Raw genomic sequence first — 18084 nt, forward strand, 5'->3', positions numbered from 1 at the left:
GTGATCAACGATATTAAGAAAGACGCAGAGTCTCGTATGAAAAAAAGCGTTGAGTCGCTGAATAGCAACTTCAACAAAATTCGTACTGGGCGTGCGCACCCGAGTATTCTGGATGCCGTAACCGTTGACTATTACGGCAGTCAGGTACCGCTTAGCCAAGTGGCCTCGGTAAACGTTGAAGACGCGCGTACGCTTGCCGTGGCGCCGTGGGAACAGGGCATGGTGCCTAAAGTTGAAAAGGCTATTATGACTGCTGATCTGGGTCTGAACCCGGCAAGTGCTGGCAACGTTATCCGCGTGCCGATGCCGATGCTGACCGAAGAAACCCGCAAGGGCTATATCAAGCAGGCGCGTTCTGAGGCTGAAAATGCCCGCGTTGCGGTTCGTAACGTACGTCGTGACGCCAACGGTGATTTCAAATCCTTGCTTAAGGATAAAGACATTACTGAAGACGATCAGCGCCAGGGTGAAGATGAAATTCAGAAGCTGACCGATAAGTATATCGCCGAGATCGACAAGGCGCTGGCGGCAAAAGAGCAGGACCTGATGCAGGTATAAACGTCTCTCCTTTATTTAGTCGCGGGTAGCCAGCCTACCCGCTAGGCCTATGGCTTTATTATGACCGAGCTTTTGTGCGAGACCTCATGACGTCGCAGCTTCCTGAAGAACCGCCAGGCGATGCCAGTACGCCATCTCTTATTTGGGATGAAGCAATACCGTCGCACGTCGCTATCATAATGGACGGCAATAACCGTTGGGCTCGGGCGCGCGGAATGTCGGGTGTGCGCGGCCATCGCGCAGGCGTAGAAGCCGTCAGAGCGGTAATCCAGCGTGCCGCCGAACGACAGGTGAAAACGCTGAGCCTGTTTGCCTTTTCGAGTGAAAACTGGAAGCGCCCCGCTGCAGAAGTGAATGCGCTAATGGAGCTTTTTTTGATGGCGCTTAAGCGTGAAGTCAAAAAGCTAAATGAGCGTAATATCCGGCTAACCATTATTGGCGAGCGGCGCGGCTTTTCCCATGCTATCCAAAAGTATATTAATCGCGCCGAAGCGCTGACGGCAGATAATACCGGTATGCATCTGATTATTGCGGCCAACTATGGTGGGCAGTGGGATATTACTCGGGCGGCACGCGAGCTTGCAGAGCAAGTGTCGACAGGCGAATTACAGCCTGAAGACATCGATGAAACCCGCTTTGAGGCGGCAATGGAGCGTCGTCACGTAACGCCCATTGACCTGTGTATTCGAACCAGTGGCGAGCAGCGCTTATCTAATTTTATGCTATGGCAGTTAGCATATGCTGAGCTGTATTTCTCGCCCTTACTATGGCCAGATTTCGGTGCCGAAGCGCTGGATGTCGCGTTAAATGAATTTTGTCAGCGACGCCGACGTTTTGGTATGACCGACGAACAAATAGAGGCGCAAGGTGCTTAGACAGCGGATTATAACCGCAGCCTGGTTGGCACCCGTGGTGCTGATTGGCCTGTTTGGCTTACAAGGAGGCGCATTTGCGCTTTTTACCGCTTTTATGGTGCTACTCGGTGCCTGGGAGTGGACGAACCTCGCCGGCATAAGTCGCCAGAGCCAGCGCATTCAGCTAGTTGCTGGTGCTGCGTTTTTGATGCTGATCATGTGGTTTGCGGGGGCCGCCTTGGCTGTCTGGCCGTTATGGTGTGCTGCGCTGGGTTGGTTGCTCAACCTCTACTGGGTCACACACTATCCGGATAAAGGGCATCAGTGGCAGGCAACGGGCAGGCGCTTAGCCATGGGTCTATGGGTACTGATCCCCTGCTGGGTAGGGTTTAATATTTTGCGTGAAAGCGGTGCCGTGTGGCTGCTGTTTGTTCTGCTCCTGGTCTGGGCTGCCGATATTGGCGCCTACTTTGCTGGGCGCCAATGGGGGAAGCGAAAACTTGCCCCGCGTGTTAGCCCCGGCAAGTCGTGGGAAGGCGTGATAGGGGGGATGGTAGCCACCACGCTACTGTCAATTGCGTTTGCCCTTTGGCAGCCGCTTGGGCTCGCAGGCGGCATTGCTCTGGTGCTTATCACGTCGGTAGTAACACTTACCTCGGTACTGGGCGATCTTCTGGAAAGCATGCTCAAGCGCTATCGGGATGTTAAGGATTCAAGCCAACTGTTACCTGGCCACGGCGGCGTACTGGACCGTATCGATAGTCTTACTGCCGCGATTCCGCTATTTGCACTGCTCTATTTGCCTGTTCTTCAAGGGCAGGTGCTCCCATTATGAGCCAGCCACCTATTCAGCAAATTACCGTGCTTGGTTCAACAGGCTCTATCGGGATTAGCACGCTCGATGTTATTGCCCGTCATCCCGATCGCTACCGCGTCTATGCGCTTACTGCGCATACTTCAAAAGAAGCGTTGCTGGATCAGTGCTTAGCCCATCGCCCCCGCGTTGCCGTACTCGATCAAGAAACGGATGCTCTCTGGTTGCGTCAGGCGCTTGATGATGCGGGCCAGGCAACCGAGGTATTAGCAGGGGGAGAGGCGCTCTGTCAGGTCGCCCGTGAAGCCAGTGTGGATACCGTGATGGCCGCTATCGTAGGCGCGGCAGGCTTGCTGCCTGCCCTTGCCGCGGTGCAAGCAGGCAAGCGCGTGCTGCTGGCTAATAAAGAGGCCTTGGTGTTGAGCGGTGCGCTTTTTATGCAGGCCGTGGAGCGCTCAGGGGCGACGCTGCTGCCGATCGACTCTGAACATAACGCAATCTATCAGTGTCTACCCAAGGAGCACCGCGGCGGATTAGGGAAATATGGCGTCAAACAGTTACTGTTGACGGCGTCTGGGGGACCTTTTCGTACCTGGAGCGCTGCGGATATCGCTAGTGCCACGCCCGACCAGGCCTGCGCCCACCCTAACTGGTCGATGGGGCGAAAAATCTCCGTCGATAGCGCCACCTTGATGAACAAAGGTTTGGAGCTGATTGAGGCGTGCTGGCTATTTGATACCACGCCGGAGCAAATTCAGGTAGTGGTTCATCCTCAGAGTGTGATTCACTCCATGGCAGCCTATGTCGATGGCTCGGTGATTGCGCAACTAGGCAACCCCGATATGCGCACACCGATTGCCTATGGGTTGGCTTGGCCTGAGCGTATTGAGGCGGGTGTGGAGACATTGGATCTGTTTCAAATCGCCCGGCTGGATTTTGAAACCGCGGACGAGGTTCGCTTTCCCTGTCTGCGCCTGGCCCGTGAATCCATACAGAAAGGCGGCGCTGCGCCCGCCATTCTCAATGCGGCCAACGAGATTGCGGTTGCGGCTTTTTTGGAAGAGACAATTGCCTTTAACGCTATTGCCGAGATAGTGGCCCACGTACTGTCACTTCCCTACGACGGCGATGCCGACAGCATCGAGAACGTACTGGCAGCTGATCAGTGGGCGCGCGAGCAGGCAGCCCAGTTCGTTGAGCAAAGATAGCGCTGAGATTAGGCAATAGATAACAGAAAGACGAGTAGGTCGCTTAAGCATCAGCGGCTGGTATGCATGGTGCTAAGGAGTTTATTGTGGGCCTGTTACAAAATATTTTAGCGGTACTTGTCGTGTTGGGGCTATTGATTACCTTTCACGAGTTTGGTCACTTCTGGGTAGCGCGTCGCTGTGGCGTTAAAGTGCTGCGCTTTTCGGTGGGCTTTGGTAAACCGCTCTGGTCTACCGTGGATCGCCATGGGACCGAATTCGCGTTGGCCGCGATTCCGCTGGGCGGCTACGTTAAAATGCTTGATGAGCGTGAAGCCCCTGTTCCTGACGATCAGTTAGATCAAGCGTTTAACCGAAAAAACGTGTGGCAGCGTATTGCCATTGTAGCCGCGGGGCCACTTGCAAACTTTCTGCTGGCCATCGTCGCCTATTGGGCCTTGTTTGTAGCAGGTATTTCGACGGTTGCTCCCATGGTCGGTGATGTTACACCCGACTCACCGGCAGCCGAGGCAGGCCTTGCCCACGGTAGTGAAATCACCGCTATCCAGGGTGACGCCGTGCGCTCTTGGGAAGAAATTAATTTAAAGCTTATCTCCATGATTGGCTTTAGCGGTGCGCTCAATATTACGGCGTTACCGGAAGGTAGCAGCAGTGAACGTCAATATAGTCTTGCGGTCGATAACTACCTGGCTCGACAGGACACGCCGCAGCCGTTGCAAACCCTGGGTATGGCACCCTGGCAGCCGGAGTTCCCCGCGGTGCTGGGGCAGGTGGTAGATGGCGAAGCGGCCGCTGATGCAGGTTTGAAAGCGGGTGATCGTATTACGGCGATTGATCAAACGCCGGTGGAAGACTGGATGCAGTTCGTCACCCTGATTCGACGCAGTGCCGGTGAAACGCTCAGCGTCACCTATGACCGTGAGGGTGAACAGGGCGTTCTTTCGCTCACTCCAAAGAGTAACGTACTGGAGAGTGGCGGTGAGGTTGGGTACATTGGTGCAGGCGTTGAACCTGTCTCATGGCCTGAGTCCCTGCAGCGAGAGATCCGCTATGGGCCGATTGAGGCGGTAGGTCAGGCATTCGCGCGTACCGGTAATATGGTAATACTAACCGTTGATTCGATTCGTAAGATGTTGGTAGGGTTGATTTCACCCTCCAACCTTTCAGGTCCCATTACGATTGCGCAAATTTCGGGTGATTCAGCGCGCGCAGGAATGGAAGCATTTGTAGGCTTTCTCGCCTATCTTTCCATCAGTCTCGGCGTGCTAAATTTACTACCTATTCCGGTACTCGATGGTGGACACTTGTTTTATTATTTTGTGGAAATCGTACGTGGGCGGCCGGTCTCTGAGCAAACCCAGGCAATGGGGTTACGCATTGGGCTTGCCATGGTTGGCGGCTTGATGGCGATGGCCTTGTATTTCGATCTGATGCGCCTTTGGTAATAACGCGTGTAGCGCGCAGGATGCCTTGTCATCTGCCTGCACAAATGTATATGGTGCCTGTCTGGAACGACAGGCAGACCAACGCGAGCGAACTGACTGCATGAAAATCAAGACCCTTGGAATGGCGGCACTCTTGCTGGTAGGCGCCAGCGGCGCCCAGGCACAATCCTTTGATGTTTCGGACATCCGTGTGGAAGGACTACAGCGGGTATCCGCCGCCTCGGTCTTCAATGCGTTTCCTGTCAGTGCTAACGATCGGGTTAGCGAACAGCAGCTAGCGTCTGCCGCACGCGATTTATTTGCCACCGGTCTGTTTGAAGACGTGTCGTTAGCCCGTGAAGGCGACGTACTGATCATCCAGGTCGTTGAGCGCCCGACGATTGCGCGTTTGAACCTCACCGGCAACCAAAAGCTTTCCGAAGAGGACCTGCGTAATGGTTTGCGCGAATCGGGTCTATCCGAAGGCCAGGTGCTGCAGCTTTCGACCCTTGAAGAGATTCAACGTGAGCTGGAAGGCGTTTATCAATCTCAAGGGCGTTACAGCGCGAGCATTTCGACTGAAGTCGAGCAGATCGATGAAGGTCGCGTCCAGGTTAATATCAATATTAATGAAGGCGAAGTAGCTAAAATTCGTCAGATCAATATTGTCGGTAACCAGGACTTCGACGATGAAACGCTGCGTAATGTCTTTGAGCTAAACGACAAGCCCGGGCGCTTCTTCGGCTGGTTTTCAAGCGATGAATATTCGCGCGAGGCCTTATCCGGTGATATCGAGCGTCTGCGCTCGTTCTATCTTGACCGCGGCTATGTGAACTTTGATGTTACCTCCACACAGGTATCCATTGGGCCCGAGAAATCCGAAATATTCGTGACCCTCAATATCGATGAGGGCAATCAGTACCGCGTAGGCAATGTCCGCTTTGCGGGTGATTTGCAAATCAGCGAAAGCGAAGCGCGAAACCTGCTGGAAATCAAAAGCGGCGATATCTTCTCTCGCGGTCAGGTAAATGCTTCAACCGAAGCGCTGCGCCTGCGTTTGGGCGCTGAAGGCTTCGCCTTTGCCGATATTCAGGGTATTCCTGAAATGGCTGATGACGGAGAGACGGTTGATCTAGTGATCGCGGTTGACCCCGGTCAGCGCACCTACGTTCGCCGCATTGAGTTTTACGGTAATACCACAACGCAGGATGAAGTGCTGCGCCGTGAAATGATTCAGATGGAAGGTGCGCCGGCATCGACTGAATCAATCACCCAGTCGCGTCAGCGCCTTGAGCGGCTTGGCTTCTTTAGCCAGGTCGAGGTGAATACCCAGCCGGTACCGGGTGAGCCCGATAAGCTGGATGTTACCTATAACGTTGAAGAGCAGCCCTCGGGCTCGGTCTCGGCAAGCGTGGGTTTCTCACAGAGCGCCGGTGTCATCTACGGTGTAGGGCTTGCCCAGAATAACTTCCTGGGTACCGGTAACCGCGTCAACGTCGGTGCGCAGCGCAGTGATACGTTTACCAGCGTCAACTTTGCCTTTACCGATCCGTACTGGACGCTGGATGGTGTTTCGCGCGGCTATAATGTGTTCTACCGCGAAACCGATTACGCCGACTCGGATATTTCTACCTATTCAACCGATGCTTACGGGGCGGGTATCAACTTTGGTTACCCCATAAGCGAGCTTTCCCGATTGAACTTCGGCGCGAGCCTGGAAGATCTCTCGATCAAGACGTATAACGATACAGCGTCAGAAATTCGCCGCTACGTTGATGACGAAGGTAAAGACGCTCAGAGCTTAAAGCTCACGGCGAGCTGGACGCGTAACAACCTTAACCGAGGCGTCATGCCGACAGCCGGTAACTACCAGCGCCTGTCGCTTGAAACCAGCGCACCGGGCAGTGATGCCGAGTACTATAAGCTTCGCGCCCGCGCCCAGCAGCTGTTCCCGATTAATAACGACGAAACCTGGGCGCTTAAATTTAGCGGTAACCTGGGCTATGCCGATACGCTGGGCTCTAACGATCCCTACCCCTTCTATGAAAACTTCTATTCGGGCGGTTTAGGTTCAGTGCGTGGCTTTACGTCCAATACGCTTGGGCAGCGCACAACACCTGCCGTTGAGGGCGGTCGTGACCGTACTATGGGCGGTAACGTGCTGGTGGAAGGTAGTGCTGAAGTTATCTTCCCCATGCCGTTTGTTGAGAACCAGCGCTCCGTTCAGCCATCTATATTCTTTGATGCCGGTAACACGTTCTTGAGCTCCTGCTACGATGTGCTGGAGGCCGATCAAGGGCGTCAGCAATGTAGTTCTGGCGTTGATTTAGGCGACTTACGCTATAGTGTGGGTGTTGGCCTTGCTTGGCTAACGCCTGTTGGTCCGCTGACCTTTAGCATCGCTGAGCCGCTTAATGATGAAAGTGGCGACGACACGCAGTTCTTCCAGTTCTCACTGGGACAAACGTTCTAACTTTGCTACAGAGCGCACCTGTGGGGTGCGCTCCTGCCTGATAACAAGGAGTTAACTCGATGCGTAAACTGACAGCGGCTGTGTGTCTGTTCGGGGCGATAGCTTTACCGTCCGCCCATGCCGTAGCCGCAGAGGTGGCTGTGCTCGATTGGCGGGCAGCGCTGATGAATACTCAGTCTGCTCAAGCCTCGCTGAGTCGGCTAGAAGGACAGATTGGCAGCCAGCAGAGTGAAGCCCAGAGCTTGGGTAATGAGCTTCAGCAGTTGCAGGAACGCCTGCAGCGTGAAGGCGAAACCATGGCACAATCGCAGCGTGATTCACTGATTGCTGAGCTTCAGCAAAAGGGGTCTCGCTTTGAGCAGCTACGTCGTGAAGTGATGCAAGCACAGCAGAACTCCGAGCAGCAGTTCCTGGAAGGCGCTGAGTCCAAGCTTGAGCAGGCGGTTGAGCAGGTGTTGAGTCGCCACAGTATCGATGTGCTAGTTGAGCCACAGGGCGTGCTGCACTCGTCGGTAGATTTGCCCAACGTGACGGACGAAGTTACCCAGATATTTGATTCGCTATAATTAATTTTTAATGACTGCCGGTGTGGCCATGCTGCACCACTGTTTTGTTGGGCTCCCATGACGCACGCACTGCACCACCACACTCTTGCGGACATCGCTCGCCATTTAGGAGTCGCCTTTGCCGGGGACGCCGATAAGCCCATTCGTGGGTTGGCAACCCTAAAAGAGGCCCAGCCTGATCAGGTGGCTTTTTTGGCAAATCGGGCTTATCTCAAGGATTTAGCCACCACTCAAGCGGCTGCCGTTCTGCTCCACCCCGAGCACGGCAAGAACTGCCCGGTGCCAAAGCTTGAGATGGAAAACCCCTATCTGGGCTATGCCAAACTCTCCCAGCTATTTGATCCCCTACCCGCACGTGATAAGCCCGGTATTCATCCAACGGCTGTTGTGGCCGAAAACGTGACAATGGGCGAAGGCGTCTCGATTCAAGCCCATGCTGTAGTGGAAGAGGGCGTTACGCTTGGCGATCATGTGGTCGTCGGGGCCGGTAGCGTGATAGGTGCGGATAGCATTGTGGGCAACAAAACCCGCCTGCATGCCAATGTCACCGTGTGCCATGGTGTGATTATCGGCAAACGGGTGATTTTACAGAGCGGCTGTGTGATTGGTGGAGATGGTTTTGGGTTTGCTCACGACGGTGCAGGGTGGCACAAAATTGCCCAGCTGGGCGGCGTCGTGCTGGGTGATGATGTCGAGGTCGGCAGTTGCTCGAGTATCGACCGTGGCGCGCTGGGCGACACCCTGATTGGCGATGACGTCAAAATCGATAGCCAGGTCCAGATCGCCCATAACGTGATTATCGGCGCGCATAGTGCGCTTGCTGGCTGTGTGGGTATTGCCGGATCCACCCAGGTGGGTAAGCACTGTATGCTGGGTGGGGGTGTCGGGTTATCTGGCCATCTAACGATTTGTGACGGCGTGCAGGTAACCGGCATGAGCCTGGTTACCAACTCGATTCATAAACCGGGCGTCTACTCTTCTGGCACCGGGGCGATGGCTAACTCGCAGTGGCGTAAAAATGCAGTGCGCTTTAAACAGCTGGATGATATTGCCAAGCGCTTGTCACGGCTGGAAAAAAATACGCGTGATACGTGAAGGTCTCATTGATCAAGGTCTTATTAATGAAGGTCCTGTTAATTGCTCGGCACGTAACTTGAGGCTTTAGCGCCTCAGGTTATAATTCACTGCCTTTTAACCAGCTATATGCTGGTGCATGCCTGATACTAGTCAGGCCTTTTGTCTTTTTAGAGGTCGTTTCGATGGTTATGGATATTAATGAAATTCGCGAATACTTGCCCCACCGCTACCCGTTTTTGCTGGTGGATCGAGTAACGGAATTAACCGTGGGCGAATCCATCGTTGCGTTTAAAAATGTTAGTATCAACGAGCCTTTTTTTAATGGCCATTTTCCCCATCACCCCATTATGCCTGGGGTGTTGGTCGTTGAAGCATTAGCTCAAGTGTGCGGTATTTTAGGTTTTAAAACGGTCAACAAGCTTCCTGCCGATGGGTATGTTTACTATCTTGTAGGAAGCGACAACGTGCGTTTCAAACGGCCTGTAATGCCCGGTGACCAACTGGTGCTGCAAGCGAACGTTATCCGCGGCAAGCGTGGGATTTGGAAGTTTGCCTGCCGGGCAACGGTAGGTGGGGAGCTTGCTTGCGAGGCAGAAATCATTTGTGCCGAGAGGAAGGTTGCTTGATACATCCTACTGCTTTGGTTGACCCGACGGCGCGGCTTGCCGATGACGTCGAGGTTGGTCCCTTTAGTGTTATTGGGCCCGACGTCACAATTGGCGAAGGCTCCATAATTGGCCCACACGTGGTGGTTAAAGGCCCCACGGTGCTAGGTAAGCGTACGCGCATTTTTCAGTTCGCCTCGGTAGGCGAGGATTGCCAGGATAAGAAATATGCAGGCGAACCTACCCGCCTGGTAATGGGCGACGATAATGTGGTGCGCGAAGGCGTCACGCTGCACCGCGGTACGGTACAGGATCGTAGTGAAACCACGATCGGCTCGCGTAATCTGTTTATGGCCTATGTCCACGTAGGCCATGATTGTGTGATCGGCAATGACTGTATTCTTGCCAACCAGGTAACCTTGGCGGGCCACGTAACGCTGGGTGATTTCGCTATTTTGGGCGGTCTTTCTGCCGTACACCAGTTTTGCCACTTTGGCGATCATGCCATGGCTGGCGGCGGGTCGATTATCACCAAAGATACCCCAGCCTACATAATGATTAACGGTAACCCGGCCGAAGCCCGTGGCCTTAATCTGGTGGGCTTGAAGCGACGTGGGTTTAGCCGTGAAGCGGTTAATGCCTTAAGCGCCGCCTATAAAATGGTGTATCGCCAGGGCCTGACCGTTGAGCAGGCGCTTGACGAGATGCGCACGCGATTTGATATCGAAGAAGTGGCTCATTTTGCCGCCTCTATCGAACGTTCAACTCGCGGTATTACCCGATAATTATGTCCATTCGGTTATGACATTGCAGCGCATTTATCTAGTGGCGGGCGAGCTGTCGGGAGATATCCTCGGTGCTGGCCTGATGCGCGCGCTAAAGGCGCACCATCCCGAGGTTGAGTTTCGAGGCATCGGTGGCCCACGCATGATCGCTGAAGGCATGCAAAGCCGCTTTCCGCTGGAAACGCTTTCGGTCATGGGAATTGTCGAAGTCATCAAGCATCTGCCTGAGCTGGTGGGCGTGCGCCGCACGTTACGCCGCGAAGCGCTCGCCTGGCAGCCGGATATCATGGTGGGCATTGATGCACCTGATTTTACCCTAGGGCTTGAAAAACAGCTGCGTAGCGCAGGGATCAAAACGGCCCACTATGTCAGCCCCTCGGTGTGGGCGTGGCGTCAGGGGCGGGTGAAAGGCATCGCTAAATCCGTCGATGGCATGCTCACGCTGCTACCCTTTGAGGCGGATTTTTATCGTCACCACAACGTCCCTGTTGTGTTTGTAGGCCATCCGCTTGCCGATGAGCTACCGCTTGAAAACGATCGCGTCGCAACGCGCCAGGTGCTCGGCCTTGATGAAAACGCGCCGGTACTCGCGTTATTGCCAGGCTCGCGCGGCAACGAAATACGCTTCCTGGGCCATACTTTTTTAGCCGCCGCGGAGCTGCTGTGCCAGCGTCATGCCACGCTAAAGGTTTTGATTCCGGCCGCCTCAGCGCTGCGTCATGACGAAATTAAAGTACTTTTGTCTCACTATCCAACGCTTACCGAGCGTGTTGAGCTATTAAATGGTCAGGCGCGGGAGGCGATGGTTGCCAGTGATGCCGTACTTTTGGCGTCCGGGACCGCTGCGCTTGAAGCCATGCTGTGCCACCGGGCAATGCTGGTCGCGTACAAGATGGCGCCCGCTACGCATTGGCTTGCCAAGCGTATGGTGAAAACCCGGTGGGTATCGCTGCCCAATCTGATCGCCCAGCAAAGCGTTGTGCCCGAGCTTATCCAGGAAGCGGCGACGCCTGAGGCCATTGCGGACCAGCTCCATGAATTGCTTAGCGATAATGAAGCACGCCTGGCGTTAGAGGCCCGCTTTGCCACGATGCACGCCAACCTGCAGCGCGATGCCAGCCGCCGCGCCGCTGAGGCGATAACTGCCATTGCGTTCGGCCAGCCTCTAGAGAGTGACCATGCCAGCTAAACCAGACAACTTTCCGCCGCTTGAAATCGCCTATGTGGGCGAGCGCTTAGCCGGAGTAGATGAAGTCGGGCGTGGGCCATTGATCGGTAGCGTTGTGGCGGCGGCGGTGATTCTTGATCCTATGCGCCCGATTAACGGGTTGACCGACTCTAAAAAGCTTACGGCCCGCAAGCGTGAAGCGCTAGACCTGCTGATTCGCGAGCAGGCGTTGGCATTTGTGGTCGCTGAGGCAAGTGCTGCTGAAGTCGACCAGCTCAATATCTACCACGCCACACATTTGGCGATGCGTCGTGCGATCGACGGTTTAGCCCCTGCTGCCGAATATTTGCTGGTAGACGGTAACCGGTTGCCGGGACATATTTTGCCGGGGCAGGCGGTGGTCAAAGGCGATGCGCGCCATCCAGCGATTGCCGCGGCGTCGATTCTTGCCAAGGTCGCGCGCGATGCTCAGATGGTAGCGTTGGATATGCGCTATCCTGAGTATGGTTTTGCGCGCCATAAGGGCTACCCAACCAAACAGCACCTTGAGGCGCTAACGGCCCATGGGCCGCTTGAGGAACATCGCCGAAGCTTTGCTCCCGTCCAGCGTCAGCTGGCGCTGATATAAGCTAATCTGCGTTCATTTCTTTTTACCGAGATTTTACCGAGAGTGTCATGACGGTACCGTTTGTTCATCTACGTTTGCACAGTGAATACTCCCTGGTCGACGGCTTGGTAAAGCTTAAGTCATTGGTCAGTACCACTGCCGAGCGCGCCATGCCCGCGCTTGCGCTCACTGACGAAACCAATTTATTTGGCCTGGTCAAATTTTACAAAGCTGCCCAGGGCGCGGGGCTCAAACCGATCATCGGCAGCGACCTGTGGCTTTTTAATCCTCACGATGAATCTCACCCTTACCGTATAACGCTGCTGGCGATGAATGACGTCGGCTATCGTAACCTGACCGAGCTGATCTCCAAGGGCTGGACCCACGGCCAGCGCCAGGGTAAAGCCATTCTGGACAAGCGCTGGGTGCTTGAACAAAGTGACGGTCTGATTGCACTTTCCGGCGCGCGGGAGGGCGAAATTGGTCGTCATCTGCTCTCCGATCATGAACGTGAAGCGCGCCAGTTGCTTGAAGAGTGGCAGACTGCCTTTCCGGATCGTTTCTATTTGGAGCTGATCCGTACCGGGCGTCCGCTTGAAGAGGCGTGTGTGCATGCCAGCGTCAAGCTTGCCATCGACACCGGCACGCCGGTGGTGGCCACCAACGATGTGCGCTTTCTTGAGCGGGATGACTTCTGGGCACATGAAACACGCGTGGCGATCGGTGAAGGCAAGGCGCTGGATGACCCGCGCCGCGAACGCCGCTACACCGAAGAGCAGTATCTGAAAAGCCCTGATGAGATGGCGGCGCTGTTCTCGGATATCCCGGAAGCGCTTGAAAACAGCGTGATGATTGCCGAGCGCTGCAGCGTGGATGTGCGTCTGGGCGAAATATTTTTGCCCGAGTTTGAAATTCCGGAAGGCATGACCCAGGATGAGTTTTTCCGCAAGGTTTCCCACGACGGCCTGACGGATCGCCTGGACTTCCTGTTTCCGGTTGAGCGCTACCCGCGCGACAGCGACGAATACAAGGAAATTGATCAGCGTTACCGCGACCGGCTGGAGTTCGAGCTCAACGTTATTATTCAGATGGGCTTCCCCGGCTACTTTCTGATCGTAATGGACTTTATCCAGTGGGCCAAGGACAACAACGTGCCGGTAGGGCCCGGACGGGGTTCCGGTGCGGGCTCCTTGGTCGCCTACGCGCAAAAAATCACCGACCTTGACCCGATCGGCTACGATCTGCTGTTTGAGCGCTTTTTGAATCCCGAGCGTGTCTCCATGCCCGACTTTGACGTCGATTTCTGCATGGAAAAACGCGACAAGGTGATCGAATACGTGGCCGAGCGCTACGGACGCGATGCGGTATCGCAGATCGTTACCTTCGGCACCATGGCGGCCAAAGCCGTGGTGCGCGACGTGGCGCGTGCCCAGGGGCGGCCCTATTCGCTGGGCGACAAACTCTCCAAGCTGATCCCGTTTGAAGTGGGCATGACGCTTGGCAAGGCGATCGAGCAGGAGCCTGCGCTTAAAGAGTTCATTGCTAACGACGAAGAAGCTGAAGAAATCTGGGAAATGGCCCTCAAGCTTGAGGGCACAACGCGCGGCACCGGCAAGCACGCGGGCGGCGTGGTTATCGCGCCTACCAAGCTGACTGATTTCTCACCGTTATTGTGCGATGAAAACGGCAACGGGCTGGTGGTTCAGTTCGATAAAAACGATATCGAAGACGCCGGGCTGGTCAAGTTCGATTTCCTGGGCCTGCGTACGCTGACCATTATCGACTGGGCGCTTGAGATGGTCGATAAGGTTCGCGGCGTGAACGGCCAGGAACCGCTGAACATTGATGCGATTCCGCTGGATGACGGCAAAACGTTTGAGATGCTCAAGCGTGCTGAAACCACCGCCGTTTTCCAGCTCGAATCCCGCGGCATGAAGGAGCTGATCAAGCGTCTTCTGCCTGATTCGCTGGACGACATGATCGCCCTGGTGGCGTTGTTCCGCCCTGGCCCGCTGCAGTCGGGCATGGTCGATGACTTTATCAACCGTAAGCATGGCCGTGCCGAAGTGTCTTATCCACACCCGGATTATCAGCACGAGCTGTTAAAGCCGGTGCTGTCGCCTACCTACGGCATCATCCTTTACCAAGAGCAGGTCATGCAGATCGCTCAGGTAATGGCCGGCTACTCGCTGGGCCAGGCCGATATGCTGCGCCGGGCGATGGGTAAGAAAAAGCCCGAGGAGATGGCCAAGCAGCGTGACGGCTTTATGGAAGGTTGTGCGGCCAACGGCATTGATAAGAACCTGGCGGGTAACATCTTCGATCTGGTGGAAAAATTCGCCGGTTACGGGTTTAACAAGTCCCACTCTGCCGCCTACGCGCTGGTGTCTTACCAGACCGCGTGGCTGAAAGCCCATTATCCGGGGCCGTTTATGGCGGCGGTTATGTCCACCGAGATGGACAACCTGGATAAGGTGGTGCCGTTAATCGAGGAGTGTCGCAACCTCAAACTGACCGTTACGCCGCCAGACGTTAACGTGGGCGGTTACAAATTTACCGTGGATACCGAAGGGCGCGTGGTGTACGGCTTGGGGGCGATTCGCGGGGTGGGCGAGGGTCCCATCGGGGCGATTGTTGAAGCGCGCCAGACGGGTGGGCCGTTTACCGACCTGTTCGATTTCTGCCGCAGGCTTGACCCCAAGCGGATGAACAAGCGCACGCTTGAAGCGCTGATTCGCTCAGGCGCGCTTGATAATCTCGGCCCTAACCGCGCAGTACTGGCAGCCTCGATGGAAGACGCCCTGAAAGCGGCTGCCCAGAATCATGCCAACCAGAGCTTAGGGATGTTGGACATGTTCGGCGAAGCCTTCGCTGAAGCCGAGGATGAAGAGATCAATGTCTACACTGAATACCTCGGTGCGCGTGAGTGGACCGACCGGGAGCGGCTTTCGGGTGAAAAAGATACCCTGGGGCTTTATCTTACCGGGCATCCCATTGACGAATATGAACGTGAATTAAAACGTTTCGTGTCGACCCGGATCAGCGATTTAAAACCCTCCCGCGAACCTCAACGGGTGGCAGGGCTAGTGGTCGCCATGCGTACCATGAAGTCCAAACGCGGCGATACCATGGCGTTTATCACCCTGGATGACCGCACCGGACGTATTGAGGCCTCGCTGTTTGGTGAAATGTTTGAACAGCTGCGTGGTCAGATAGAGGCTGATCAGGTATTGATCGTTGAAGGTGAAGTCTCAAGCGACGACTTTTCAGGCGGCTTACGTCTGCGCGGTAAAGACGTAACGCCCATGGTGACGGCGCGTATACGTTATGGCCAGGCGGTCGAGCTTGCGCTGGATGCCGGGCGTATCAACGGTCGTTTGGTTGAAACCCTGCGCGATAGTCTGACACCCTACCGCACTAATGAAGGTTTGCCGGTGCGTGTGCAGTATCGACATGAAGAGGCGGTTGGCTGGTTAGAGCTTGCGGAGGAGTGGAAGGTCGCCCCTAGTGATGATCTGCTGCTCGCGCTTCGCGATGTGGAAGGGCAGGCGGGCGTCCAGTTGCGCTATCGTTAAACCTGATCGTAGGACGGTTGGGCACTTTAATTGAACGGGCATTACCTTGCGTGGCAGGGTCAGGATGCGATAATGCTCTCCATTAAATGCTCGTTTCGATAAGGCTTATTTTTTTAGGCAGTTTACAGGCAGAGCCGATGAATCCTAATTATCTCGATTTTGAACAGCCCATTGCTGAACTTCAGGCAAAAATTGAGGAGCTGCGTTTAGTTAGCTCCGATAGCGTTAATCTCTCCGATGAGATATCCCGACTGGAGGAGAAAAGTCGTAAGCTGACAGAATCGATCTTCAAGGATTTGACTCCCTGGCAGGTCTCTCAGCTATCGCGCCACCCTCAGCGGCCTTATACGCTGGACTATCTTGAGCATATGTTCAGCGACTTTGACGAACTGCATGGCGACCGTAATTTCGCTGATGACGCTGCGCTGGTCGGTGGCGTTGCACGCTTGAACGATAAGCCAGTGATGGTAATCGGCCATCAAAAAGGGCGCGATGTCAAAGAGAAGGTGCGCCGTAACTTCGGTATGCCGCGCCCGGAAGGTTACCGCAAAGCATGTCGTCTGATGGAGATGGCCGAACGCTTTAAAATGCCGATCCTAACCTTTATCGATACCCCGGGTGCTTATCCAGGTATTGATGCGGAAGAGCGCGGCCAAAGTGAAGCGATTGCCTATAACCTTGCGGTCATGTCGCGCCTGAAAACGCCGATTATCTCTACCGTTGTCGGTGAAGGCGGCTCGGGTGGAGCATTGGCTATCGGTGTGTGTGATGAGCTGAATATGCTGCAATACTCCACCTACTCGGTTATTTCACCGGAAGGCTGTGCATCTATTCTCTGGAAAAGCGCTGAAAAAGCCTCTGATGCGGCCCAGGCAATGGGCATTACTGCCGAGCGCCTTAAAGAGCTTGGCTTTGTAGATGGGTTGATCAAGGAACCGCTGGGCGGCGCGCATCGTCATCCGATTTCAACTGCCGAGCGCGTTAGAGAAACCATTACCGCAAGTCTTGAACGCCTGCAGGCGCTTGATACCGACGACCTGCTAGAGCGTCGTTACCAACGCCTGATGAGCTATGGTGCCCCAGCTGCCTGAACGGCTTGAACGCCTATTAAACGACGCCCTGGTGGAAACCCCACCGGGGCGCTCTATTTGGGTGGCACTTTCCGGGGGGCTGGATTCGTCTTTATTACTGACCCTGGCTGCCTCGGTTTGCCGTTCGGCCAATCGACCGCTAAACGCTATTCATATCAATCATGGCTTACAGGCTGGCGCTGCCGACTTTGAACAGCACTGCCAGGCGCTGTGTCAGCACCTGAACGTACCTCTGACGGTAGTAGGGGTCACGGTTGACCCAAGCGTTGGGGGAATCGAAGCCGCCGCGCGTAATGCCCGCTACCGCGCCTTTCAAACGCATATTCCCTCCGGGGATAGTGTTTGGCTTGCCCAGCATCAGGACGATCAAGCGGAAACGCTGATGCTTGCCGCCCTGCGGGGTAGCGGTATACGCGGGCTGGCAGGAATGCCTTATTGTCGCCAGGCACATGGCCTTATCTTTGTTCGGCCCTGGCTATCGGTTACCCGGTGCTGTTTAGAAACCCGCGCCCGCCAGCTTGGCCTTGCGTGGCGTGAAGACCCTACCAATAGCGATGTCGCGTTCGACCGTAACCGGTTACGCCATGAGGTCATGCCGGCCCTCAAGGCGCGCTGGCCCGAAGCCGCCCGCACGCTTTCCAGTAGTGCCGCGCATGCCGGGGAAGCCGATACGCTTCTTCGTGAATATGCCCTGGCGGAGCTGGATACATTGCGCGCAGGTGCGCAATGCATCGATGCTGCTGCGTTGGCCACGCGCTCGCGGCCTCGCCAGCGGCTGCTCGTGCGTACTTGGTGCCAGCAGCAGTTATTGCCTACCCCGCCTCAGCGCCGCCTGGATAGCTTGCTTGACCAGCTAACCGCTGCCACTGATGCCAGCGTGCATGTTGCGTGGCCAGGAGCAGAGGCTAGAGTGTGGAAAAGGCGGCTTTATCTTATGGCGCCACTTGAGCCGCTACCCGCTTGGCAAAGCGCGTGGGAAGGCAAGACAGGGCTTGTTACGCCCTTAGGCATGCTAGAGCTCTCTTTACAGGCCGCTTCGCCATTAATACAGACCGCTTCGCCATTAACGTTGCGCTGGCGCCAGGGCGGGGAGGTCATTGCACTTGCCGGGCGGGGCCGACGCGATGTTAAACGGCTGCTTCAGGAGGCGCAGATACCGCCTTGGGAGCGCGAGCGGCTTATTATGGTGATGGCGGAAGATGCCTGCTTAGGTGTCATCAGACCGCCTGCCAGCGTACTCTGGCAGGCGGCAGGGGTCGCTTTTAAAGGTGTGAAGTGA

15 protein-coding genes are annotated in these 18084 nt (G+C 55.4%); all 15 read left to right on the top strand.

The window, feature by feature from the left end; all coding sequences use genetic code 11:
• A complete protein-coding gene (frr, locus tag INT33_RS02715; RefSeq protein WP_193091015.1) occupies nt 1-558 on the top strand; it encodes a ribosome recycling factor in 558 nt (185 codons plus the stop codon).
• 86 nt (nt 559-644) lie between these two features.
• Nucleotides 645-1433, top strand: coding sequence for a polyprenyl diphosphate synthase (uppS, locus tag INT33_RS02720; RefSeq protein ID WP_193091016.1), 789 nt, complete (start codon nt 645-647; stop codon nt 1431-1433).
• Nucleotides 1426-2247, top strand: a complete 822-nt coding sequence (locus INT33_RS02725; protein WP_193091017.1) for a phosphatidate cytidylyltransferase — start codon at nt 1426-1428, stop codon at nt 2245-2247. The genes uppS and INT33_RS02725 overlap by 8 nt, the downstream gene beginning before the upstream one ends.
• Nucleotides 2244-3434 (top strand): 1-deoxy-D-xylulose-5-phosphate reductoisomerase, encoded by a 1191-nt coding sequence (gene ispC, locus INT33_RS02730; RefSeq protein WP_192538088.1) that lies wholly within the window; start codon nt 2244-2246, stop codon nt 3432-3434. Before INT33_RS02725 ends, ispC begins: the two co-directional genes overlap by 4 nt.
• An 86-nt stretch (nt 3435-3520) precedes the next feature.
• Nucleotides 3521-4879 carry an RIP metalloprotease RseP gene (gene rseP, locus INT33_RS02735; protein ID WP_193091018.1) on the top strand — a complete coding sequence of 453 codons (1359 nt, stop codon included), beginning with the start codon at nt 3521-3523 and terminating at the stop codon, nt 4877-4879.
• Between the two features lie 100 nt (nt 4880-4979).
• Entirely contained in the window at nt 4980-7331 is a 2352-nt protein-coding gene (gene bamA, locus INT33_RS02740) for an outer membrane protein assembly factor BamA (protein ID WP_407648026.1), read from the top strand.
• Nucleotides 7332-7390: 59 nt separating this feature from the next.
• Nucleotides 7391-7897 carry an OmpH family outer membrane protein gene (locus INT33_RS02745; protein ID WP_193091019.1) on the top strand — a complete coding sequence of 169 codons (507 nt, stop codon included), beginning with the start codon at nt 7391-7393 and terminating at the stop codon, nt 7895-7897.
• A gap of 57 nt (nt 7898-7954) precedes the next feature.
• The gene (lpxD, locus tag INT33_RS02750) at nt 7955-8992 is read left to right on the top strand and encodes a UDP-3-O-(3-hydroxymyristoyl)glucosamine N-acyltransferase (protein ID WP_193091020.1); all 1038 of its coding nucleotides are present in this window, start codon (nt 7955-7957) and stop codon (nt 8990-8992) included.
• Nucleotides 8993-9156: 164 nt separating this feature from the next.
• A complete protein-coding gene (gene fabZ / locus INT33_RS02755) occupies nt 9157-9600 on the top strand; it encodes a 3-hydroxyacyl-ACP dehydratase FabZ (protein ID WP_018918249.1) in 444 nt (147 codons plus the stop codon).
• Nucleotides 9597-10364 (top strand): acyl-ACP--UDP-N-acetylglucosamine O-acyltransferase, encoded by a 768-nt coding sequence (gene lpxA, locus INT33_RS02760; RefSeq protein ID WP_193091021.1) that lies wholly within the window; start codon nt 9597-9599, stop codon nt 10362-10364. The genes fabZ and lpxA overlap by 4 nt, the downstream gene beginning before the upstream one ends.
• A gap of 16 nt (nt 10365-10380) precedes the next feature.
• Nucleotides 10381-11553 carry a lipid-A-disaccharide synthase gene (gene lpxB / locus INT33_RS02765; RefSeq protein ID WP_193091022.1) on the top strand — a complete coding sequence of 391 codons (1173 nt, stop codon included), beginning with the start codon at nt 10381-10383 and terminating at the stop codon, nt 11551-11553.
• Nucleotides 11543-12160, top strand: coding sequence for a ribonuclease HII (rnhB, locus tag INT33_RS02770; RefSeq protein WP_018918246.1), 618 nt, complete (start codon nt 11543-11545; stop codon nt 12158-12160). Before lpxB ends, rnhB begins: the two co-directional genes overlap by 11 nt.
• Before the next feature lie 47 nt (nt 12161-12207).
• Nucleotides 12208-15714, top strand: coding sequence for a DNA polymerase III subunit alpha (dnaE, locus tag INT33_RS02775; RefSeq protein WP_193091023.1), 3507 nt, complete (start codon nt 12208-12210; stop codon nt 15712-15714).
• Nucleotides 15715-15851: 137 nt separating this feature from the next.
• On the top strand, nt 15852-16805 hold the full coding sequence (gene accA / locus INT33_RS02780; RefSeq protein WP_193091024.1) for an acetyl-CoA carboxylase carboxyl transferase subunit alpha: 954 nt from the start codon (nt 15852-15854) through the stop codon (nt 16803-16805).
• Nucleotides 16786-18084: a tRNA lysidine(34) synthetase TilS gene (gene tilS / locus INT33_RS02785; RefSeq protein ID WP_193091025.1), complete on the top strand. Its 1299-nt coding sequence runs from the start codon at nt 16786-16788 to the stop codon at nt 18082-18084. The genes accA and tilS overlap by 20 nt, the downstream gene beginning before the upstream one ends.

The organism is Halomonas colorata (assembly GCF_014897985.1).
In the GTDB taxonomy this organism is placed as follows: Bacteria; Pseudomonadota; Gammaproteobacteria; order Pseudomonadales; family Halomonadaceae; genus Vreelandella; species Vreelandella colorata.